The 21,974-nt window shown below is 64.9% G+C and carries 16 protein-coding genes; 5 read left to right on the top strand and 11 right to left on the bottom strand.

Features of this window, described 5'->3' with window-relative positions:
• Nucleotides 1-9: 9 nt before the first annotated feature.
• Complete coding sequence (locus AAZU54_RS19850; RefSeq protein WP_434727553.1) at nt 10-2,481, bottom strand: UvrD-helicase domain-containing protein; 2,472 nt, start codon at nt 2,479-2,481, stop codon at nt 10-12.
• A gap of 220 nt (nt 2,482-2,701) precedes the next feature.
• Between AAZU54_RS19850 and AAZU54_RS19845 the strand changes: the two genes are divergently transcribed.
• Entirely contained in the window at nt 2,702-3,400 is a 699-nt protein-coding gene (locus AAZU54_RS19845; RefSeq protein ID WP_186553281.1) for a pirin family protein, read from the top strand.
• A gap of 117 nt (nt 3,401-3,517) precedes the next feature.
• Here the strand turns inward: AAZU54_RS19845 and AAZU54_RS19840 are convergent, their stop codons facing one another.
• The 7 genes from AAZU54_RS19840 to AAZU54_RS19810 all read right to left on the bottom strand — a co-directional run bounded on the left by AAZU54_RS19840 (nt 3,518) and on the right by AAZU54_RS19810 (nt 13,648).
• The gene (locus AAZU54_RS19840) at nt 3,518-4,900 is read right to left on the bottom strand and encodes an MFS transporter (protein WP_186553282.1); all 1,383 of its coding nucleotides are present in this window, start codon (nt 4,898-4,900) and stop codon (nt 3,518-3,520) included.
• The gene (locus tag AAZU54_RS19835; RefSeq protein ID WP_186553283.1) at nt 4,897-6,108 is read right to left on the bottom strand and encodes an acyl-CoA dehydrogenase family protein; all 1,212 of its coding nucleotides are present in this window, start codon (nt 6,106-6,108) and stop codon (nt 4,897-4,899) included. The genes AAZU54_RS19840 and AAZU54_RS19835 overlap by 4 nt, the downstream gene beginning before the upstream one ends.
• Nucleotides 6,109-6,118: 10 nt before the next feature.
• Nucleotides 6,119-7,831 carry a dipeptide ABC transporter ATP-binding protein gene (locus AAZU54_RS19830; protein WP_434727552.1) on the bottom strand — a complete coding sequence of 571 codons (1,713 nt, stop codon included), beginning with the start codon at nt 7,829-7,831 and terminating at the stop codon, nt 6,119-6,121.
• Entirely contained in the window at nt 7,828-8,691 is an 864-nt protein-coding gene (locus AAZU54_RS19825) for an ABC transporter permease (protein WP_434727551.1), read from the bottom strand. The genes AAZU54_RS19830 and AAZU54_RS19825 overlap by 4 nt, the downstream gene beginning before the upstream one ends.
• Nucleotides 8,688-9,677 carry an ABC transporter permease gene (locus tag AAZU54_RS19820; RefSeq protein WP_225915596.1) on the bottom strand — a complete coding sequence of 330 codons (990 nt, stop codon included), beginning with the start codon at nt 9,675-9,677 and terminating at the stop codon, nt 8,688-8,690. Before AAZU54_RS19820 ends, AAZU54_RS19825 begins: the two co-directional genes overlap by 4 nt.
• Complete coding sequence (locus AAZU54_RS19815; protein WP_434727567.1) at nt 9,674-11,266, bottom strand: ABC transporter substrate-binding protein; 1,593 nt, start codon at nt 11,264-11,266, stop codon at nt 9,674-9,676. Before AAZU54_RS19815 ends, AAZU54_RS19820 begins: the two co-directional genes overlap by 4 nt.
• Nucleotides 11,267-11,482: 216 nt before the next feature.
• On the bottom strand, nt 11,483-13,648 hold the full coding sequence (locus AAZU54_RS19810) for a TonB-dependent receptor (RefSeq protein WP_405129902.1): 2,166 nt from the start codon (nt 13,646-13,648) through the stop codon (nt 11,483-11,485).
• Nucleotides 13,649-13,906: 258 nt separating this feature from the next.
• Here AAZU54_RS19810 and AAZU54_RS19805 point away from each other — a divergent pair, with 258 nt between their 5' ends.
• On the top strand, nt 13,907-14,767 hold the full coding sequence (locus AAZU54_RS19805; protein WP_186553289.1) for a CAP domain-containing protein: 861 nt from the start codon (nt 13,907-13,909) through the stop codon (nt 14,765-14,767).
• A gap of 68 nt (nt 14,768-14,835) precedes the next feature.
• Here AAZU54_RS19805 and AAZU54_RS19800 read toward each other — a convergent pair whose 3' ends face one another.
• Nucleotides 14,836-15,792, bottom strand: coding sequence for a GlxA family transcriptional regulator (locus AAZU54_RS19800; protein ID WP_186553290.1), 957 nt, complete (start codon nt 15,790-15,792; stop codon nt 14,836-14,838).
• Nucleotides 15,793-15,892: 100 nt separating this feature from the next.
• Between AAZU54_RS19800 and AAZU54_RS19795 the strand changes: the two genes are divergently transcribed.
• Complete coding sequence (locus tag AAZU54_RS19795; protein WP_186553291.1) at nt 15,893-16,504, top strand: LysE family translocator; 612 nt, start codon at nt 15,893-15,895, stop codon at nt 16,502-16,504.
• 95 nt (nt 16,505-16,599) lie between these two features.
• Here the strand turns inward: AAZU54_RS19795 and AAZU54_RS19790 are convergent, their stop codons facing one another.
• Complete coding sequence (locus AAZU54_RS19790) at nt 16,600-17,802, bottom strand: MFS transporter (protein WP_405129903.1); 1,203 nt, start codon at nt 17,800-17,802, stop codon at nt 16,600-16,602.
• Nucleotides 17,803-17,915: 113 nt separating this feature from the next.
• Nucleotides 17,916-18,815 (bottom strand): LysR family transcriptional regulator, encoded by a 900-nt coding sequence (locus tag AAZU54_RS19785; RefSeq protein ID WP_186553293.1) that lies wholly within the window; start codon nt 18,813-18,815, stop codon nt 17,916-17,918.
• Nucleotides 18,816-18,889: 74 nt separating this feature from the next.
• On the opposite strand from AAZU54_RS19785, the gene AAZU54_RS19780 reads away from it, so the two are divergent.
• A complete protein-coding gene (locus tag AAZU54_RS19780; protein WP_392467543.1) occupies nt 18,890-19,219 on the top strand; it encodes a cupin domain-containing protein in 330 nt (109 codons plus the stop codon).
• Between the two features lie 278 nt (nt 19,220-19,497).
• Nucleotides 19,498-21,915, top strand: coding sequence for a glucose/quinate/shikimate family membrane-bound PQQ-dependent dehydrogenase (locus AAZU54_RS19775; protein WP_186553295.1), 2,418 nt, complete (start codon nt 19,498-19,500; stop codon nt 21,913-21,915).
• The last annotated feature ends 59 nt before the right edge of the window (nt 21,916-21,974 follow it).

The raw sequence follows: 21,974 nt of genomic DNA, 5'->3' as shown, positions 1-21,974 counted from the left end.
GACATCCCACTACTGGCCGCGCAGGTCTTCGAAGAACACCTGCCGGCCATCAACCTGGCTGGAGGCACGCGGCAACTTGGCGGTCTCGCCAGAAGCCGCCTCCACATGCCAATAGCAGTGCCTGACTGCGCGGGTCACCGCCACGTAGGCCAGGCGCTGCACTTCTTCTTTCTGCGCGGTATCGAACGGCTGGGCGTCGCCAGCGCGGCCAAGATCGGCCAGACGATAGACCTGGTTCTTGTACGGCGAGCTGGTCAGGTACTGGCAGTCGCCGAGCATGAACACCGCATCGGCCTGCAAGCCCTTGGCGCTGTGGTAGGTCAGTTGGCGCAGGCGGCGCTGCTCGGCTGGCAAGCTAGAATCAGCCTTAACTACAGCCTGAATATGCTCTGAAATCAGTAACTTATCGCTACTTTTTCGAAACAATATCATCACCGATTCGCCGCGCTCGTAGTGCTCGATCACGGTCTGTCCAAGGGCCGCCTCATCACGATCGAAAATCCGCACCGGTGACAACGGCAGCGCTGCCGCCACGCCGCTGGCTCGGGCCTTCTTGCCGGCAATCGCCTGCGCGCCTTTGACCAGATGCTCAGCGGCATCGATAACCTGCTGCTGGCTGCGGTAGTTCTCCACCAGCATCACCCGGGTATTGGCCGGTGACGGGAAGGTCTTGGTGAACGCCATGAAAAACTTCGGCGAGCTGCCGCGCCAGCCATAGATCGACTGCCAGTCATCGCCCACGCACAGCAACGATGAATGCTGGGCGCTACGCCCCACATGCATCGCCGGGCCGCGCCGGCGAATCTCGGCGAGGCTGGCGCGCAGCCAGCTGACGATCTGCGGCGAGACGTCCTGGAACTCATCGATCATCAAATGCGCCAGCGGGCGCAGCAATGGATCGGGCAGCAGTTGCAGGTTCTCTGGGTTGTTCTCGCCAAACAGGGCAAACATCCGGTTGTAGGTCATGACCGGAGGCGACTGGGCCAGCAGGTGCGCTTCCAGGGCTCGCCAGTACAGCGCCAAGGCCTCGAAGAATTGCCCATCGCTGTCACCGGGCGGGAAGCTCATGGCGGTAACCGCGCCGCCCACTTCCAGGCCGAGGTTTTCGATGAAGCTCGCAGCCGCTACGAAAGCATCCAGCAAGGGCGCCGGCGCCAGCTCGCCCTTGACCTTGTATTCAAAGCCAGGCCCGGCTACAGCGTCGCCCGCCAAGGAGACTGCCAGGCGCTTAGCCGATGCATAATTATCAAGCCATATCAGTGACTTATCGCAGAAAGCTTGAAACAAGGTGCGTTTTACCGCCCACTCTGCGCGCACCGCAAGCTTGGCCCCCGGGCGCTGATACTGAGCACTTTCATTAGGGTCGAAGCCCAGCACCACCCACCCATCCTGGCCTTGCAAACGCCCATGCACATGGAAGCTGTAGCCTCGAATCTGCACGGTTTCGCGGCATGGCTCGATGCCCTTGATCGGCCAGGCACCGGCAGCGAACCACAGATCCTCGATCACGTCGCACAGCTCTTCGTCGCGCTGAGCGGCCAATTGGGTCACCTGCACGCGCTTTTGCACGTCGGGGTGGTCCGGGTCCAGCGGCTTGAGCTGCAAGGCCTCGCGGCGCAAGGCGCCTATCAGCTCGGCGAAACGCGGGCTGTCGCGCAACAGGTCGCGATAACACAGGTTGAGCTGCTGGCGCTGGGCATCGTTCAAGCGCAGGTCGAACGGGTTGCTGTCGGCGGCGTCCTCACTGCCAGCGGGCATCTCGTTGCCCAGGGTTTCGAAGGCGCGTAGTTGGCCAAAGCCAGGCAGGCTGCGAACCAGCGGCAGGATCCGCGAATGGAAGGTACGCACCAGCTCGCGAGCGCTGACCGCTGGCAAGTCGAGCTGCCAAAGCGCGAACACCTGTTGCAAGCGCTTGATGAAGTCTTTGCGCGACTCACGCGTGAAGGTCACCACGGTCATGGCGTCGAGCTCATAGCCCAGGTAATGGCGCAGCAACAGGATGCGCAGTACCAGCGAGGTCGACTTGCCCGCGCCCGCCCCGGCCACCACACAGGTTGACGGCGTATCGCTGAAAATCAGCTTCCACTGCGCAGCGCTAGGCTGGGCCTCGGCCGGGAGGCGCTGGGCCACATCAGCCTTGAAGCGCTTTTTCAGCTCGGCGCTCAGCGGCAGGCGCCAGTCATCGAACAGTTTGTCGTCCTGGCCGGGCACCCCAGGGTTCTCCGGGCGAGTATCGCGGATCACCAGAACCTGGCGCCCGGCCTCATAGCCCTCGGCCCGGCCACGCTCGTAACCCTCGCGCAGGCCATCGGTATGGCCGCTGCGCTGGCCAGTGGCGTGGCCGAGGAACCAGGAGTCGCGGTGCTGCGCTTGCAGACGACTCAGGCCACGGCCCAACAGGCGTGCCGCCAGACGCCGAAACCAAGGCAGTTGGGCAGGCGGAGACAGGTCCGCTGGGACAGGGGGCTGCTCGTGTGGCACGGTCACTCCGTTGAAAATCCAATCAGCTGTGCATGTTCGCCGTATCCGCCAAAAATCACCAGCGAATGCTTGAAGATCAGTGAATTAGGCGATGAAACGCATAAAGCACCGCACTTTTACATATCTATAATTACGATCATATTTAGCCGATATTTACGCTTATTTTCGATCATTCAATCGCGCATCATGGCCCCATTCCACCGACTCAAGGAGCACGATCATGCTGCAACTGCGACCCTTCGATACCCTCGGCCATGCCAACCACGGCTGGCTCGACGCCCACCATCACTTCTCGTTCGCCGAATACTACGATCCGGCCCGGATGCACTGGGGCAACCTGCGGGTGTGGAACGACGACCTGATCGCCGCCGGCAGTGGCTTCCCGCCACATCCGCACCGCGACATGGAAATCATCACCTATGTGCGTGAAGGCGCCATCACCCATGAAGACAGCCTGGGTAACAAAGGCCGTACCGAGGCCGGTGACGTCCAGGTGATGAGTGCCGGTAGCGGCATCGTGCACAGCGAGTACAACCTGGAGCAGGTCGATACGCGGATCTTCCAGATCTGGATCATTCCACAGCGGGTCGGCGATGCGCCGTCCTGGGGTACCCGGCCATTCCCTAAAGGCCAGCGCGGCGAAGGCTTCGTGACCCTGGCCAGCGGTCGCGAGGGCGATGAGCAGCAACTGCGCATCCGCACCGATGCGCGCCTGGTGGCGGCTACCTTGCAAGCTGGGGAAAGCGCAGAGTACCGCTTCGACCAGGGCCGCCGTGGCTACCTGGTGCCGGCCAAGGGCGCGGTCGAGGTCAATGGGGTACGGGTCAATGCCCGGGATGGCCTGGCGATCGAGCAGGAAGCGCTGTTGACCGTCACGGCGATCGAGGACAGCGAGATCGTCCTGGTCGATGTAGCCTGATCACGATGCCCTTTAGCACCTCATCGCGGGGCAAGCCCGCTCCCACACGATCCGCGTTGTTCGCCGATTGTGTAGGCGCGGGCTTGCCCCGCGATGAGGCCCTAGAGGCCGCTTACCTCAATTGGCCAAACGCCGAAACACCATCCCCGATACCCCGCACAACCCCGCACACACCAGCATGACCGTGGTGACATCCGCCACCGACGTCTCCGCCCTTCCGTCCACCCCCGCCAACACCCCCAGCATCAACCCCGCCAGGCTCACCGACATGGCCATGGTCAACTGCCCCGACATCGACGAAAGCGAGGTGGCAGCAGCCGAGCGCTCCCCCGGCACGTCCTGATAGCTTGCCGCCCCCAGGGTGGAAAACTGCAACGAGCGCACCAACCCGGCGACGAACAACACCAGCGCCATCAACCAGATCGCCGTATCCCGGTCGAACCAGGCGCACAGGGCAATCCCAGCGCCACTGAGCACGGCATTGCAGCTGAGCACCTGGCGATAGCCGTAACGGCGCACCAGCGGCACTGCCAGCAGCTTCATCAACAAGGCGCCGACGCCGCCGCTGACCACCAGCCAGCCCGCAGCCATCGGGCTCATGCCCAGGCAGTTTTGCAACAACAGCACCAGCAGGAAGGGTTGCGCCGCCGAACCGAGGCGAAACAGCCCGCCGCCGGCCTGGGTCACGCCAAAGCTGCGCAGGCGCAGCAACGACAGGTCAACCAGCGGATTGGGATGGCGCCGCGCATGCAGCAGGTAACCCAAGGCGCAAGCCACGCCGCCGCCGATCAAGGCCAAGGCCCACATCCGTGGCAGTTGGCCCAGCCCGAGCGACTCCAGGCCCAATACCAGCATGGCCAGTGCGCCGCCACTGAGCAGCAAGCCGCGCCCATCCAGCGGTGGCACCGCGCGCGGGGGAAAGTCAGGAACGTGCTTGAGGATCAGCAGGCATCCCAGCAGGCAGATCGGCAAGTTGATCAAGAAAATCCAGTGCCACGACAGCGCCGTCACCAACAAACCGCCCAGCAACGGCCCTAGCAGTGGCCCCACCAAGGCAGGCAAGGCCAGCCAGGACATGGCCTGGAGCAATTGCTCGCGGCTCGACCAGCGCAGAATGATCACCTGCCCCACCGGCGTCATCAGCGCCCCCGCCGCGCCCTGCAACATGCGTCCCAGGCACAGCTGCCAGAGCGACTCGGCCAAGGCGCACGCCAGTGATGCAGCGGTGAACAGCCCCATTGCCAGCAACATCACCTGACGCGGGCGAAAGCGCTCGGCGGCCCAGCCGCTGAGCGGCACGCACAGGGCCAAGGCCAGCATGTACAGCGACACCACCAGGTTCATGCGCAGGCCCGGCTCGCCAAAATCCGCCGCCATGCTCGGCAGCGCGGTCATCACCGCGGTGCTGTCGAGCAATTCCATGAACAGTGCGGCGCCGATGATCACCGGCACCTTGGGGCTTTGCAGATGGCCGACCAGGGCGGCCGGCTGTGCCGTCAAAACAGCCCCGAGACAGGTGGCCGGGTGCCTTTGAGTTGCCAGGCGCCCACCACCGCCGCCTTCCAGTGACGCGGGTTGTGGTTGGCCACGGTGCGGGCATTGCGCCAGTGTCGATCGAAGTTGTGCTGGCGGCCAGTGGTCGAGGCGCCGCCGACGTCGAACAGCGTTTCGGCGGCTTTGAGGGCCAACTCCGCCACCAGGTATTGGGCTTGCGCCACGTCCAGGGCGGCCTGCTCCACTGCGGCTTCGTCAAGCTGTGCGGTCCAGGCCCGGTCGATGCTCGCTGCTGCCTTGAGCACCAGCGCCTCGGCGCCAAAGGCGCGCGCCGCGATATCGCCTACCGACAGCTCGACGTAAGGGTCATCGACCGAGCGGCTGGCGCTGCTGTGCTTGATCGGCCGGGCGTGCTCGCGGGCAAACTGACTGGCATCGTTCAAGGCATTGCGGGCGATCCCGGCCAGCACGGTGCCGAGAAACAGCTGCAAGAACGGCGTGACGATGGTGCGCTGGCCGTCTTGCACCGTGCGCGTGCGGATATCACTGGCCTCGACCCGCACGTTGTGCAAATGGGTGGTGCCGCTGGCGGTCAGGCGTTGGCCCATGGCGTCGAAATCGTCGACCAGCTCCAGGCCTTCACGGTCACGCGGCAGGATGAACGACACCGGTTGTTCGTCCTCATCCAAGGCCACCGCGCTGACGTAGTCGGCGAACAGCGCCCCGGTGCTGTAGAACTTGCTGCCGTTGGCGCGGAAATGGTCGCCCTCGCGCACCAGGCGTGCGGCGATGGCGCCATTGGCGCCGCCCAGTTCCCAACCGGCGTTGCCAATCACCGCGCCCTCAAGGTAGCGGGCGAACCAACGCTCACGCTCCTGTTCGGCGCCTTCGGCGGTTGCGGCCAACAGCCCCTCGACGAAGGCAAAGCCAGGGCGCAGGGCTTGGGCAACGTTGGAGTCGACCGAGGCCACCTGCAGCAACAGCTCAATCACATCGCTGACACTGCCGCCCGGGCCGCCGTATTGCTGGGGAATGCGCACGGTGTACAGCCCAGCGGCGGCGAGCTGGGCGATGGCCGCATGCGGCAGGCTGCGCTCACGTTCGCGCAGGGCAGCGCCAGCGGCGATCTCCGGCAGCAAGACTGCGATACGCGCTTTGAGTGCGGCGACAGTGGCAACGGGCGCCTGGGCAGGGAAACGTTGAAAGGTGGTCATGGGGCAGTCCTTAGATGGCAATTTTCCACAGTCGTGATTCATCGAACAGGTCGAAGGCTTCGTGTTCCAGGTCCAGCGGCGGCACTACCAGTTCGGCGCCGGCGCCCGGCAGGCGCGGTACCGAGCCGAGCAGGCGGCGGGTGTATTCATGTTCAGGGCGCTCGAACAGCTGCTCGACGGGCGCCTGCTCGACCACCTGGCCATGGCGCATCACCAGCACGTCGTCGCTGACATGGCGGATCACCCCCAGGTCATGGGAGATGAACAGGTAGGCCAGGCCCAACTCGTCCTGCAGGTCAGCCAGCAAGTCGAGCACCTGGGCCTGCACCGAGACATCCAGCGCCGAGACCGGCTCGTCGCAGATGATCAGGCGGGGTTCGCTGGCAATCGCCCGGGCGATCGCCACCCGCTGGCGCTGGCCGCCCGACAGTTGCAATGGCCGGCGCTGGGCAAGCTCTGCCGGCAGGCGCACTTGATTAAGCAGCAAAGCGATGCGCGCCGGCCGCGCGGCAGTATCGATACCCGCCACTTGCAGGGCATCGTCGAGGATCTGCGCCACGCTCCAGCGTGGGTCGAACGAGCCGAGCGGGTCTTGGTAGATCACGCTGATCTGGCGCCGCAGCGGCCGTCGGCTAGCTTCGCTGACCGCCTCGTCCGGCAAGTTCCAGGGCTGGCCGCGGTACAGCACCTGGCCTTCGTCGGGGCTCAGCAGGCCCAGGGCGATACGCGCGACGGTGGTCTTGCCAGAGCCGGATTCACCGACGATGCCCAAGGTGCGCCCGGCGCGCAGGGTGAAATCAACCCCCTGCACCACTTGCCGCACCAGGCCATCGGGGCCGGCATAGCGCTTGCCCAGGCCGCGCCCTTGCAACAATACATCGCCATGCCCGCGGGCAACGGCGGGGCGGGTTACGCCCGCTGGCTGTGGCGACAGCCGCGTACCGCGCGGGTGCTCGGCCGGCACTGCCGCGAGCAAGGCCTGGGTGTAGGCATGCCGGGGCTGGCGCAAGACCTGCTGCATCGGCCCCTGCTCCACCACCTCGCCGTGGCGCAGCACCAGCACCTCGTCGGCCAGCTGGGCGACCACCGCCAGGTCATGGCTGATGATCAACAGCGATGCGCCACGCGCCTTGATCTGCTGGAACACTTCAAGGATTTGCGCCTGCACCGTGGCGTCCAGGGCCGTGGTCGGCTCATCGGCGATCACCAGCGCAGGGTCAAGGGCCAGCGCGCTGGCGATTAGCGCGCGTTGGCGCAGGCCGCCAGACAGCTGCCCCGGGCGCTGACGGGCGCGCAGGGCAACGTCCGGCACGCCGACCCGCTCCAGCAGCTCCAGCACCCGCGCATTGCGCTGCTGGCGGTCGCCGTAGCGATGGGTCTGCAGCACTTCGAGGATCTCCTTGCCGACCGGGCGCAAGGGGTCGAGCGAAACCAACGCATCCTGCAGCACGAAACCGATGTCCTTGCCGCGCACCTGGCGCCATTGGCGTTCGCTCAAATCGAGCAGGTCATGGCCGGCAAAACTCAGCTGGCGCGCGGTCACTTCACTGTTGGGCCCGGTCAGCCCGACCAGGCTACGCGCGCTGACGCTCTTGCCCGAGCCCGATTCACCGACCAGCGCCACGCAGCGCCCCGGGGCCAGGGTGAAGCTCACGTCGCGGACCACGCTGTTGCCGGCGAAGGACACCGTCAGGCCCTCGACGATCAGGGTCTTGTCAGTCATGGCAGGCGGCCCTCCAGGCGTTGTTGGATATAGCGGCCGGTCACCGTGGTGGCCAAGGTGGTCAGCACGATGAACAGCCCTGGGAAGAAGGTCAGCCACCAGGCGTTGGCGATGAAGTCGCGGCCCATCGACAGCATGGTGCCCCACTCCGGTGCCGGTGGCCGGGCGCCAAGGCCGAGAAAACTCAAGGCCGAAGCCCAGACGATGGCCTGGCCGACGCCCATGGTCAGGGTCACGATCAGCGGCCGCATGGCGTTGGGCAGGAGCTGGCGCGCAATGATCCGCGAGGTCGGATGGCCGAGCGCCCGCGCCGCTTCGATGTAGCCGGCATTGCGCACCGCCAGCACCTGGCCGCGGACCATCCGCGCATAGCCCGGGGCGCCGCCCAGGCCGGTGGCGACGATCAGCGGGCCGATGCCGCTGCCGAACACCGCCACGAACAGCAGCGCCAGCACCAGGCTGGGAAAGGCGAACAGCACTTCCAGCAACCAACCGACCCCACGGTCGAGCTTGGCCCCGCCCAGCCCCCCAAGCAGCCCCAGGCTGATGGCGATGGCCATCGACAAGGCCGTGGCCGCCACACCGATCAGCAGGCTCTGGCGGGCACCGTGGATGACCCGGGCGAAGATATCGCGACCGGACTGATCGGTGCCCAGCCAGTGCGCCCAGCTCGGCGGCTGGAACGCTTCGCGGGGCACGATGGCCAGTGGGTCGATATGGGTGAACAGCTGCGGCGCCAGGGCCGCCAGCAGCAACCCGGCGAGAAACACCAGGGCCAGGCTCGCACCCAGCGGCGGCAGGTGCAGCCGCCGTTGCCGGCGCAGCGGGGCCTGCGCCCGCTCAAGGATCAGTTCGCTCATGGCTTGGCCTCCTGTTGACGGGGATCGATCCACTGGTAGAGCAAGTCGACCAGAATGTTGGCCAGCACGTAGCCGGCAGCCACCACCAGGCTGATGCCGATCACCAGTGGCAGGTCCTGCACTTGCACCGCTTGATACAGCTGACGGCCGACGCCTTTGCGCGAGAAGATCACCTCGCACACCACCGCGCCGCTGATCAGCGCGCCAATCGCCCAGCCGGACAACGACACCCCCGGCAGCAGCGCATGGCGCAGGGCATGCCGAAAGCGCACGGCCAGGTCGCTCAAGCCGCGGCTGCGGGCGGTGAGGATGAACGGCTGGTCCAGGGTCAGTTCGAGCGATTCGCGGGTTACCTGGGCAATGAAGCCGGCCAGCGGGATGGCCAGGGAAAACGCCGGCAGCACCAGGCTCGCCAAGCTGTCGCTGCCCGCCGGCGGGAACCAGCGCAGGCCAAAGGCGAACACCGCCAGCAGCACCACGCCGAGCCAGAAGTGCGGTAATGCCGCGCTCAGGGTTTCGGCCATCGACGCCAGGCCACCGACCAGCCTGCCGCGCCCGGCGGTCACCACCGTCAGCAGCAACACCAGCAACCAGGCCAGCAGCAGCGCCGCCACGGTCAGCTCAAGGGTTGCCCCGCCCTGCTCGGCCAACACCTGGGTCACCGGCTGGTGTTGCGAGTAGGACACGCCCAGGTCGCCCTGTAGCAGGCGGCCGAGGTAGAACACGTACTGCACCGCCAGCGGCTGGTCCAAGCCGTATTCCTTGCGCGTGGCTTCGATCGTCTCCGGGCTTGGGTTGGCGCTGGGACCGCCGAGGATCGCCAACACCGGATCGCCCGGCATCAACCGCAGGGCGAAGAAGGTCAAGCTGGCCACGGCCCACAGCACCAGCACGCCACCGGCCAGGCGGATGACGGCGCGTCGGCCCAGGGCGGCCAGGCGTTCGCGGCGTGGGTCGGTCACTGCCAGGGAAGTTGCGCTGCTCATTTGCTCACCCATGCGTCATACAGATAAGTCACCGCCAACGACGGCTCCAGGCGCACGCCGTGGGCGGTCTTGTAGATGCCCAGGCGCGTGCTTTGCGGGTAGGTGTTCAGTTGCAGGTACTGCGCGGCCGCCTGCTGTTGCGCCCGGTGATAGAGGGCCCGGCGCTGCTCGGGGTCCTGGGTGGCCAGGGCGCTTTCGAGCAAGGCATCGAAGCCGGGGTCGGCATAGCCCGAGGAGTTCTGGTGGTAGCCGCCGACACCCGCAGGCTGGACGAACGCCGAGCTGAAGATGATCCGCAGCACATCGGGGGTATTGGTATTCCAGTAGCCGGTGCGGATGTCGTAGTCCCAGGCCGCCTGCCGCGCGGTGACCTGGGCGTCGCTCATCTGGTCCAGCACCAGCTCCAGGCCGACCTGGCGGGTGGTGGCCTGGACCTGCTCCCACAAGGTCAGCTCCGAGGGCGGTGTGCGCGCGCCGATCAGCACGGTGGCGCTCAGGCGCTTGCCATCCTTGGTGCGGTAGCCGTCGGCGTCGCGCCCGGTCCAGCCAGCTTCATCGAGCAACTTCGCCGCACGGGCCGGCTGGTAATTCTGGCTGTCTTCGAAATCGCCGCTGTAGAACGGCGTGGCCACGCTCAGTGGCCCGGCAGCACGCGGAAACTCGCCAAAGTAGACACTCTTGAGCGCGCCCTCGACATCAGCGCTGCGCACGAACGCCTCGCGCACCCGGATATCGTCGAACGGCGCACGGCGCATGTTGAAGGTGCCGTTGGTGGGGTTGCCAGGGCGCTGGGCGACGATCAACTCAACGTCTGGGTTGCGCCGCGCGGCTTCGTGGGATTCCGGCGGCAGGGTTTCGATCACATCCACCTCGCCCGCCTGCAGCGAGGCAAAACGCACCGAAGGCTCCTGGATGAACTTCCAGACGATCCGCTCCAGATACGCTGGGCCTTGATGCTTGGCGGTAGGCGGCGCCCAGTTGTAGTCCGGGTTACGGACCAGCTCGACCTGGTTCTGCCGGTCCCAACGGGCCACCTTGAACGGGCCGCTGCCCACGGGGCTTTCGCAGTTCTGGTCACGGCTGCGCTTGAGCGCGGTGGGTGACTGGATACCCAGAAAGCCCTGGGCCAAGACTTCGAGGAGCGCCGCATAGGGCGTGGCCAGGCGCACCACGGCGGTGTAGTCGTCGATCACATCGGTGCCACGGTACTGGCGGATATAGCCGCCGGCCGTGCTCGATTGGGTCTTGGGATCGGCCATATGGTCGAGGTTGGCCTTGACCGCCTCGGCGTTGAATGGCGTGCCGTCGGTGAAGCGCACGTCGCGGCGCAGGTGGAAGGTGTAGCGCAAGCCGTCGGCGGACACCTCCCAGCGAGTCGCCAGCCACGGGCCGATACGCCCGTCGCTGTCCATCGACACCAACGAGTCGAGGTACTGCTGGGCGACGAACACCTGGGGCATGTCGCCGGCAACGTGCGGGTCGAGGCAGGTCGGCTCGCGGTCGGTTGCGTAGACCAAGGTGCCGCCATGCACCGGCTGGTCGCTGTGGACCGTACGCTGCTCGGCGCGCTCGCAGCCGACCAGGGCCAAGGCGGCACATAGCGGGATCAGGGGAAGGATTGGATGATTCAAGGTCGCTCCTGCGCAAGGCCCAAGGATGGTCAATGGGCTATTGCAGGAGTTGTGCCGGGTTCAAGGGCCTGATTTTATTGGGGTTGGCGACGTTTTCAGTGAATGAGGGCGGGCAAAGTGTAGGGCTGCTGTTGGCCTGCCAACAGTTGCCGCCTCATCGCCAATCGACGCCACTTAAAAATCGATCGAGCCTGAGAACTTCACCAACCGCGGATCGCCCTGGGTCAGGTAACCACCATTGGCCGAGGCCCAGTAATTCTTGTCGGTGAGGTTCTCCACATTGACCCGCAAGGTGATGTCCTTGCGCTGCACGCTAAAGCGATAGCGCGCGCCGACATCGAAGCGGTTCCAGGTCGGCAGGCTGAGCGTGTTGCCAGGGTCGGCATACTGCCCGCCGGTGCGCAGCATGCGCGCATTCAGCGCCAACCCCTCAAGCCCCGGCACATCCCAGTCGACGCTGGCGTTGAGCTGGAAGGTCGGCACCCCGACAGCGTGGTTGCCGTCATTGCTGCCATCCAAGGTGTTTTTCAACTCGGTGTCCATGCGCGTGCCGCCGGCCATCAGCCGCAAGCCGGCAATCGGTTCGCCGAACACACTCAGCTCCACGCCCTTGTTGATCTGCTCACCATCCTGGACGAACACGTTGCCCTGGACAAAGCCATCAGTGGGCCGCTCGATGCGATAAACCGCGAGGTTGGCGCCAAAGCGCTGATAGTCGAACTTGACCCCGGCTTCGACCTGCTTGGTCTCGGCGGGCGCAAATACCTCGCCGGCATTGATCACCTGCCCTGAAGCCGTTGCGCCCTGGGCCAGGCCTTCGATGCGGTTGGCGTACAGCGAGATCGACGGATTGAGCTTGTAGACGATGCCATACACGGGCGTGGTGACCGCTTCATCGTAGAAGGCATTGCGCCCAGCATCCGCGCCCTCGCCGTCATAGGCATAGCCCTCGACCCGCAGTTGCTGGCGGCGCACCCCTGCGGTCAGCAGCAGGGTGTCGTCGAACAGGCCCACGGTATCGGAGATGGCAATACTGCGGTTGCGGGTTTTGCCGGTCACGCCCGGGTCGTCCAGCTTGCCGCCGACGAAGGTCGGCGTGGTCGGTTTGGGTAGCGGGTCGGTGTGGTAGATGTTGGTGTCTTGCGAGTTATAGAAGACGAAGGCGTTCTCCTGTTGGGTCCAGATACTTGCCGCGCCGATATTCAGCTGATGGCTCAGCGGCCCGGTCTGGAAGCGGCCGTTGATGCCGCCCATGAGGGTCGTGTTGTCCTCGTTATGGGGGATCTTGGAGCCACCGATAGTCGCCGCGCCGCTGCTGTCGGTAAGGATCGGCGTACCGTAGAAGCCATTCTCGTGGGTGTGCTTGGCACCACCGGCCAGGTAGCCGCTCCAGTTGTCGTTGAAATCATAGTCGCCGCGGACCATGCCGAAGGTGTCCTCGGTTTCGGTCCAGGCCCACTCCTGGCCGTAGTTGTGATCGGCGTCGGGGGCGCGTGGAATATCCGTCAGGCCGCCGCCCAGGCGCACCGAGTTGCGCATGTGGTTGACCCGCTGTTTCTGATAGCCGAAGTCGGTCGAGAGCTTGAAGTTGTCGCCACGGTAATCCAGGCCGATCATGAACAGCTTGCTGCGCTGGTCCTGATCATCCACCGCGGTTTCACCCTCGCGCTGAGACAGGTTCAGGCGCACGCCCAAGCGGTTGTCCGCGCCAAATCGCTGACCGAGGTCCAAGTGCTCGCCCAGGCGCCCATCGCTGCTGATGTCCTGGGTGTAGCGACGCGTTGGCGTGTCGCCGGCGCGCTTGGGTTGCAGGTTGACGTTGCCGCCCAAGCCGGTGCCGGTGGGGCTGGCGCCATTGAGAAAGGCGTTGGGGCCTTTGAACACCTCGACGCGCTCGACGGCATCAGGCGAGATCATCTGCCGCGGCAGCACGCCGTACAGCCCGTTGAAGGCGACGTCATCGCCATTGAGCGGCAGGCCGCGAATGACGAAGACCTGCGATTGGTTGCCGAAGCCGAACGACTGGCGCACCGAGGGATCGTTGAGCAGCACGTCGCCGATGTCTTCGGCCTGTTGATCCTCGATCAGCTGCGCGGTGTAGCTGGTCATGGTAAAGGGCACGTCCATCATGTCCTGGTTGCCCAGGATGCCCATCTGCCCACCGCGCGCCACTTGGCCGCCGGCAAATGCCTCGGGCAATTGGCTGGGTGATGGCTTGGCTGCCTCGGCGTTGACCGCGGTGGCATCGAGTTCGATAGGGCCGTCGGCCGCCTGGGCGTTGACGGCGAGGGAACAGCACAGGGCCAGCAAGGTCGGACGAACAGGGCAAGGTCGCGCCATGGAAAGCTCCGCAAGCGGTAGAGGGACGCCTTCCTGGCAGATGAGAAATGGAGAACAACTGAGTATTGTTTCTAGACGAGGTTACGAATTATTACCAAATCATCGCACTTTCGACGCGACCAGCGGTCTACTGCCTCTTTTGCCGCTTCTATGTCATAGCCGGCCGTTTATTCGAACTGCACGGCAGAGGGCCAAAAGCCCCGTGCTTGTGTAGGATGAGCAGCGCAAACCAAGGCGCTGCCAGATAGGGAGATATACATGCGCGTCCTGCCATCCGTTGCCTGCATTGCCATGCTGTCGATGGGCCTGCTCGCCGCCACCAGCGCCCAGGCCTTCACTGGCGAAGAAGGGCAACTGATCGAGTCGATCAACGCTTACCGCAGCCAGGCCCAGCGCTGCGGCGATGCAGGCTCGCTGGAGCTGCCACCGCTCAGTAGCGATACTCGCCTGGCGCTGTCGCCAGAGGGCACCCGCGACTTGCAACAGGCGATGACCCGCGCGGCCTACCCGATGGTCAACGTCCAGGCCATCAGCCTGTCCGGCCCGCGCGATGCGAAAGCGGCGATGCACGCCATCTCCGAAAGCTTCTGCCAGGTGGTACTCGATCCGCAGTTCGTCGACATCGGCGTCAGCCAGGAAGGCCGCGACTGGCGTATCGTGCTCGCCCGCCCCTTGCTCAGTGGGCGGCTGGGTGATTGGCAGGCCGAGGGGCAGAAACTGCTGCAAGAGATCAACGCCGCGCGCAAGCTGCCGCGCCAATGCGCTGGCCAGCCGTTCGCCGCAGCGCCGGCTCTAGCCTGGAACACGACCTTGGCGGGCGTTGCCGCCAACCATACCCGAGCCATGGCCAACCAGAACTTCTTCGACCATATCGACCGCGATGGCCGCACCCCAGGCGATCGCGCCGAGCTGGCCGGCTACCTGTACCGGCAGATTGGCGAGAACATTGCCGCCGGGCGTGACACCCCGCGCAAGGTGGTCGATGGCTGGCTGGCCAGCCCTGGGCATTGCGCGACGCTGATGAACCCTGATTTCACCGAGTTGGGCGCCGCTTACGCGGTCGACCCCAAGAGCGATGCGGGCATCTACTGGACTGGGTTGTTCGGCGCGCCGCAGTAACGCTATCGCGGGGCACGGATCAGGCCCCTGAATACCTCGCGTGGGAGCGGGCTTGCCCCGCGATAGCGTCAAACGCCCTTACGCAAAGCCATTGCGGTACACCCAAAGCGCCGCCGCACGCACTTGCCCAGATACCCCGCATCGCCCAAGCCCACCTCATCGGCAATCTGCGCCAGGCCGTGGCTTGAGTTGAGCAAGCGCCAGCGTACTTGCTGCAGGCGCATCTCCAGCCACCAGGCCTTGGCGCTCATGCCATGGCTGGCGAGAAACTGTCGATCCAGCTGGCGCCGGCTGATACCCAACTGCGCCGCCAGTTGCTCGACGGTCATCGACGCGCTCAGGTGGTGACGCATCAATGCCGCCGCACGCTGCACCTGCCCTGCCCCAACTTCCAACGAACGCAAGGCATGGCGACTGTCACGGGTTTCATCGACCAGCATATCGGCCAGCCCCTTGAGCGCCCGCGCTCGGCCGCAGTTGCGCGACAACAGCTCCACCGCCAGGTCGATCGCGGCACTGCCGCCGGCGCAGGAAATGCGCGCCCCATCGAAGCAATACAACTGCCCGGTCAGTAGCTGTAAATGCGGAAAGGACGCCCGAAACTCGGCTTCGTGGCGCCAGTGCACCACCACCTTGTGCCCTTCCAACAGGCCGCAGGCAGCCAGCAGAAACGCGGCGTTGTCGACACACACCAGCTTCACCCCTGCCCTGGCGGCGCGTTTGAGCAGCGCCCGGTAGTCAGGTGCCAAGGCAGCAGTGGCCGCGGCATTGCGCCCGCCGAACAGCACCAGATAGTCGTAGCCGGCAAAGTCCAGCGCCTGCGGCGTGACTTCCACTTGCACCACCGCCCCGCTGCTGGAGGGCACCGGTTCATTGCTCAGGCCCAGCAGCGTCCAACTGCAATAGCGCTGCTGGCTGTAATCCTCGTCATCGGCGCTGAAGCGGAGCTTGTCGAGGAACGCGCCAAACGCCAGCAAGGCGAATTCCGGCAGCGGCAGGATCAGCAAGCGGATATCAGGCGTCATGCAGCAGTCCAGAAATAACCCTCAGATGTCCAGATCATACCCTGGGTTTAGCCGTATTTGGCCTAGACTGGCGCCCTCTGACACTGCAAGGCATACCCCCATGGCACTGGATACCTGGCTTATCTACCTGCTCGCCAGCATTGGCCTGTCACTGACCCCTGGTCCGAACAGCCTGCTGGCGCTGACCCACGGCGCGTTGTATGGCGCACGGCGCACACTGTTGACCATCGTCGGCGGGGTGGTCGGCTTCAGCGCGCTGATCGCCCTGACCATGTTCGGCCTGAGCGCGCTGCTGCAAACCTCGGGCTCGGTGCTGCAGGTGCTCAAGTGGGTGGGTGGGGCTTATCTGGTGTGGCTCGGCATCCAGCTGTGGCGCAGCCCGGCGATGCGCCTGGAGTTGACCGAGGGGGCTACGCGCTTGAGCAATGCGGGGATGATGCGCCAGGGTTTTCTTTCAGCCATGGCCAACCCCAAGGTGCTGCTGTTCTATGGGGCTTTCTTGCCCCAGTTCATCGATCCGCAACGTGGTTTGCTGGTGCAGTTCGTGGTCATGGCGGCGACTTTTGCCAGTGTCGAATTTGTTGTCGAATACCTGCTGGCGCGCCTGGCGTTTCGGGTTCGGCCTTGGCTGGCCAAGGGCGGAACGGGGTTTAACCGCTGCTGTGGCAGCCTGTTTGCGTTGATCGGGATCGCCTTGCCACTCGGCCGATGAGCCAGGCTTTGCCAAAGCCGGGCTCATCGCAGGCTGCCCTTGATCCTCGCGCGTTCCGTGTGGGCTTGCCCGCGAAGGGGCCTGAAGCGCCCCTCCTAAGAAGCACGCCGCGAAATCAACAGGAAAACCACCAGCGCCAGCAGCGGCAACCCGGCGCCTACCAACACCACGCCATGCCAGCCAAACTGCGTGTACAACGGGCTGGCCACGGCCGACCCCAGCGCCCCGCCGAGGAAGATACTGGTCATATACAGCGCATTGAGCCGCCCCCGGCTAGCCGGATCCAGTGCATACACTTCACGCTGGCCGATCACCATGTTCATCTGCACGGCAAAATCCAGCAGCACCCCGGTCAAGCCCAAGCCAATCACGCTCAAGCCCGGTGCACTCAAGCCCAGCAACAACGCCAGTGGCGCCAGCAACAAGGCCAACAGTGAAGCGCGCCGAGCATGCCCGGCATCGGCCAGGCGGCCCGCGATGGGCGCGGCAATCGCCCCCACCGCCCCGACCAGGGCAAACAACGCGATCTGGCTTTGGCTCAAGCCATGCGGGCCCGCCAGCGCCATCGGCACAGCGGTCCAGTACAAGCTGAACGCAGCGAACATCAACGCCTGGTACAGCGAGCGTTGGCGCAACAGCGGATAGCGACGCAGCAGGCTGACCAGCGAAGCCATCAGCCCGGCATAGCTGGCCTGGTGATCCGGCAGCCGCCGCGGCAGGGTCAGGGCTAGCAACAGGATGATCGCCAACATCACCCCTGCCGCGCCGATGAACACCGCACGCCAGCCAAAGTGATCGGCCACCAGGCTCGACAGCGGTCGCGCCAGCAGAATGCCCAGCAGCAAGCCGCCCATGATGTTGCCCACCACCCGCCCGCGCTGCTGCTCAGGTGCCAGGTGCGCGGCCAGCGGGATAAGCATCTGCACCGCCACCGAGCTGAAGCCGATCAGCAAGGCATAGCCAAGGAACAACACCCCTTGGCCATGGCCGCTGCTACCGGCCAACAGCAGGCTGATGCAGGCCAGTACCGCTGTGGCGATCATCAAGCGGCGGTTTTCCACCAGGTCGGCCAGCGGCACCAGTAACAAAAGGCCCAAGGCGTAGCCGAGTTGGGTCAGCGAGACGATCAGGCTGGCCCGCTCGCCAGACAGGCCCAAGTCTGGCGCGATCAAGCCGACGATGGGTTGGGCATAGTAGATGTTGGCGACAATCGCGCCGCAGCAGAACGCCAGCAGGGTCACCAGGGCCCGGCTCAGGCCCGCGGCAGACGACTGGCTAACAGCGATGGAAGGGTTCATTGCAGGTGCCTCGGCAAATGACGGGATATGCCGCGCACCTTACCCAGGCGCGAGGAGCGGGAGAATCCAGCGCCTGCGCAACGCGCTTTTGCGTCAGGCGCAACGCTGGGGTTTCAACGGCTGAGCAGTGCCTGGCAAAAATCGACGAAAACCTGTACCCGCCGCGAGCCGCGATGGTTGGGCAGGTACAGCGCGTTGATGGCGCTGCTGGCAGTCCCCGGGCTGATCTGCCAGTCGGCGAACAGCCGCTGCAAGCGCCCGGCCTGGACATCTTCGCGCACCAGCCAATCGGCCAGCAGGGCAATCCCGCTGCCGGCCAGCGCAGCTTCACGCAGCAGGTCGGCATTGGCGCTGCGCAAAGGTCCGCTGACGTCCAGCTCCAGCGCTTGTTCGCCCTGGCGCAGCCGCCACGGCCGGCCGGACTGACCATAGCGAAAACGCAGGCAGGCCTGCTCGAGTAACTGCTGCGGATGCACCAAGGGTGCACTAGCGCAAAGATAGGCGGGGCTGGCGACCAACCAGCGCTCAAAGCATCCCAGGCGCTTGCAGACCAATTCGTCGTTCGGCGCAGCTTCGCCCAAGCGGATCGACACGTCGTAGCGACCATCGAGCAGATCATCGAAGCGGTCACTCAAGTCGATGTCCAACTCCAACCCCGGGTGCGCGGCCAAGAATCGTCCCAGGTGCGGAGCAATCACCCGTCGACCGAACTCCACCGGTAAACACAGGCGCAGTACGCCGACCGGCTCCTCGCCGCGATCGGCGACACTGGCATCGGCCTCGGCCAAGGCTTGAACGATCTCCCGCGAGCGCTGGTAGTAACCGACCCCGGCCTCGGTCAAGCTGACCTGACGGGTCGAGCGGTTGAGCAAGGTGGCCCCCAGCTCGCTCTCCAACGCATCGACCAGGCGCGTTACCGAGGAGGTGGCAACGCCCAGCTTGCGCGCGGCGGCGGAAAACCCGCGGGCCTCGACCGTGGCCATGAACGTCTTGATCGCCAGCAACTTGTCCATCGGCTGTTTCTGTCCGCCAAATCCTGGAACCTTCCTACAATCAGGGTTGGGAATCAACTTAGCGCGAGCCACCCATGCCAGACAATCTGTTTGCTGCCCTGCCCCTGCCTGACGTGCATGCTGCCGAGCAGTTCGACGAGCTGTTGACCCGTCCGGGCCTGCGCATCGAACGCATCGTTTCCAGTGGCCAGGCCAGCCCTGCGGGATTCTGGTACGACCAGGCTGAGGGGGAGTGGCTGGTCGTGCTCAGTGGCAGCGCCGGATTGCGCCTGGAGCATGAGGCCCAGGTGCGGGTGTTGCGGGTTGGGGATTATCTGGATATCCCCGCTCATTGCCGGCATCGCGTGGAGTGGACCGAGGCTGGAGTGATTACCGTGTGGCTGGCGGTGTTCTATTGCGCTTGATCAACTGGGTGGATTTAGACGCCATCGCGGGGCAAGCCCGCACGTTGAGTACGATTTGCTGTTGCGAGTGCACCCTACGACCAACGTCGCAATTGCGAAATTTTCACAAGTGAAAAAACACGCCGTTTAGTGACAAATTCACCTCCTGTTCTATGCTTTTCGGTGCATCTTAGCTTGCAAACGCCTGCGACAATCAGCCTCACATCGAAATGTACTAACTTGTTAATTAGCTTGCTAAGGGCTTAAACTGCGCACATTCCACCTGCGAGATCCCTGGCATGAACGAAACACCGCGCGCCTCTGGCGCCTCGACATTCATCATGGTCGGCTTGGGCGTTGTCATCGCCCTGCTCGGCTTGCTCCTGGCTGCTGGCGGCGTCAAGCTGGCCGGCCTGGGCGGTTCCTGGTACTTCCTGATCGGCGGCCTGGCCATGGCCATCGCCGGTATCCTCATCGCCCGGCGCAAAACCGCTGGCGCCTGGCTGTTCGCTGCGTTCCTGGTAGGCACTGCCATCTGGGCCGTGGCCGATACCGGCCTGGTGTTCTGGCCGCTGTTCTCGCGCCTGTTCATGTTCGCCGCCATCGGCATGGTGGTCGCCCTGGTCTACCCGATGCTGGCGCGCGCCAATGGTCGCAGCGCCGGTCGTGGCGCTTATGGTCTGGCAGCGGTCATGGCCGTTGGCCTGGTGATCGCTGCGGGCAACATGTTCGTCGCCCACCCAAGCGTGGCACCTACCGGCAACGGCCCGGGCATGACCCCGGTCGAGCCGGAAAAAGCCCAGAAAGATTGGGCTCACTACGGCAACACCGAAGGTGGCAGCCGCTTCGCTGCGCTCGATCAGATCAACCGCGACAACGTCGACAAGCTGCAAGTGGCCTGGACCTATCACACCGGTGACGTGGCCATCAGCGACGGTAACGGCGCCGAGGACCAGCTGACGCCGCTGCAGGTTGGCAACAAGGTGTTCATCTGCACCCCGCACAACAACCTGATCGCCCTCGATGCCGACACCGGTAAAGAGCTGTGGAAGAACGCCATCAATGCCCAGTCCAAGGTCTGGCAGCGTTGCCGTGGCATGGCCTACTTCGACGCTAGCGCGCCGCTGGCGCAGCCGACCCAACCGAACAGCTCGCCTATCACCGTGGCCAGCGTGGCGCCTGGCGCCAACTGCCAGCGTCGACTGCTGACCAATACCATCGACGGCCGCTTGATCGCCGTCGATGCCGACACCGGCGAGTTCTGCCAGGGCTTTGGCAACAATGGCCAGGTCAACCTGATGGCCGGCCTGGGCGATGTTCCGGATTCGTACTACCAGCTGTCCTCCGCGCCGCTGATGGCCGGCACCACCGTGGTGGTTGGCGGGCGCGTCGCCGACAACGTCCAAACCGACATGCCAGGCGGCGTGATCCGTGGCTTCGACGTGATCACCGGGCAAATGCGCTGGGCCTTCGACCCGGGCAACCCTGAAGATCGCAACGCGCCAGCCGACGGCAGCAGCTATGTACGCAGCACGCCCAACAGCTGGGCGCCGATGTCCTACGATCCGGCGATGAACACCGTGTTCCTGCCGATGGGCTCCTCGTCCACCGACATCTATGGTGTCGAGCGCAGCAAGCTGGACCACACCTACGGCGCCTCGGTGCTGGCCCTGGACGCCACCACCGGTAACCAGAAGTGGGTCTACCAGACCGTGCACAACGATCTGTGGGACTTCGACCTGCCCATGCAGCCAAGCCTGATCGACTTCACCAAGGACGACGGCAAGACCGTCCCTGCGGTCGTCATCGGTACCAAGGCCGGGCAGATCTACGTGCTCGACCGCGCCACCGGCCAACCGCTGACCCAGGTCGACGAAGTACCGGTCAAGCCGAGCAACATCCCTAACGAGCCGTATTCGCCTACCCAGCCAAAATCGGTCGGCATGCCGCAGATCGGCGCGCAGACCCTGACCGAGTCGGACATGTGGGGCGCTACCCCGTATGACCAGCTGCTGTGCCGTATCGACTTCAAGAAGATGCGCTACGACGGCCTGTACACAGCGCCCGGCACTGACCTCTCGCTGAGCTTCCCAGGCTCGCTCGGTGGCATGAACTGGGGCAGCATTTCCACCGACCCGGTGCATGGCTTCATCTTCGTCAACGACATGCGCCTGGGCCTGTGGATTCAGATGATTCCGTCGCAGAACAAAGGTGCGGCTGCCGGCGGTGGTGAAGCACTGAACACCGGCATGGGCGCTGTACCTCTGAAAGGCACGCCGTATGCGGTGAACAAGAACCGCTTCCTGTCGGTTGCCGGTATTCCGTGCCAGGCCCCGCCCTTCGGCACCCTGACCGCCATCGACATGAAGACCCGCCAGGTAGCCTGGCAGGTTCCGGTCGGCACCGTGGAAGACACCGGCCCGCTCGGCATCCGCATGCACCTGCCGATCAAGATCGGCCTGCCAACCCTGGGCGGCACCCTGTCCACCCAAGGCGGCCTGGTGTTCATCGCCGGCACCCAGGACTTCTACCTGCGCGCCTACAACAGCGCCAATGGTGAAGAAGTCTGGAAAGCCCGTCTGCCAGTCGGCAGCCAGGGCGGCCCGATGACCTATGTTTCGCCGAAAACTGGCAAGCAGTACGTGGTGATCACTGCCGGCGGCGCCCGTCAGTCGACCGACCGTGGCGACTACGTGATTTCTTACGCCCTGCCATAAACCACCGTTGACTTCATCGCGGGGCAAGCCCGCTCCCACGCCAACGACTCAACCCGGCG

This window comes from Pseudomonas sp. Je.1.5.c, assembly GCF_051129895.1.
Taxonomy (GTDB): Bacteria; Pseudomonadota; Gammaproteobacteria; order Pseudomonadales; family Pseudomonadaceae; genus Aquipseudomonas; species Aquipseudomonas urmiensis.
This window is presented reverse-complemented; position numbering and strand designations above follow the sequence as displayed.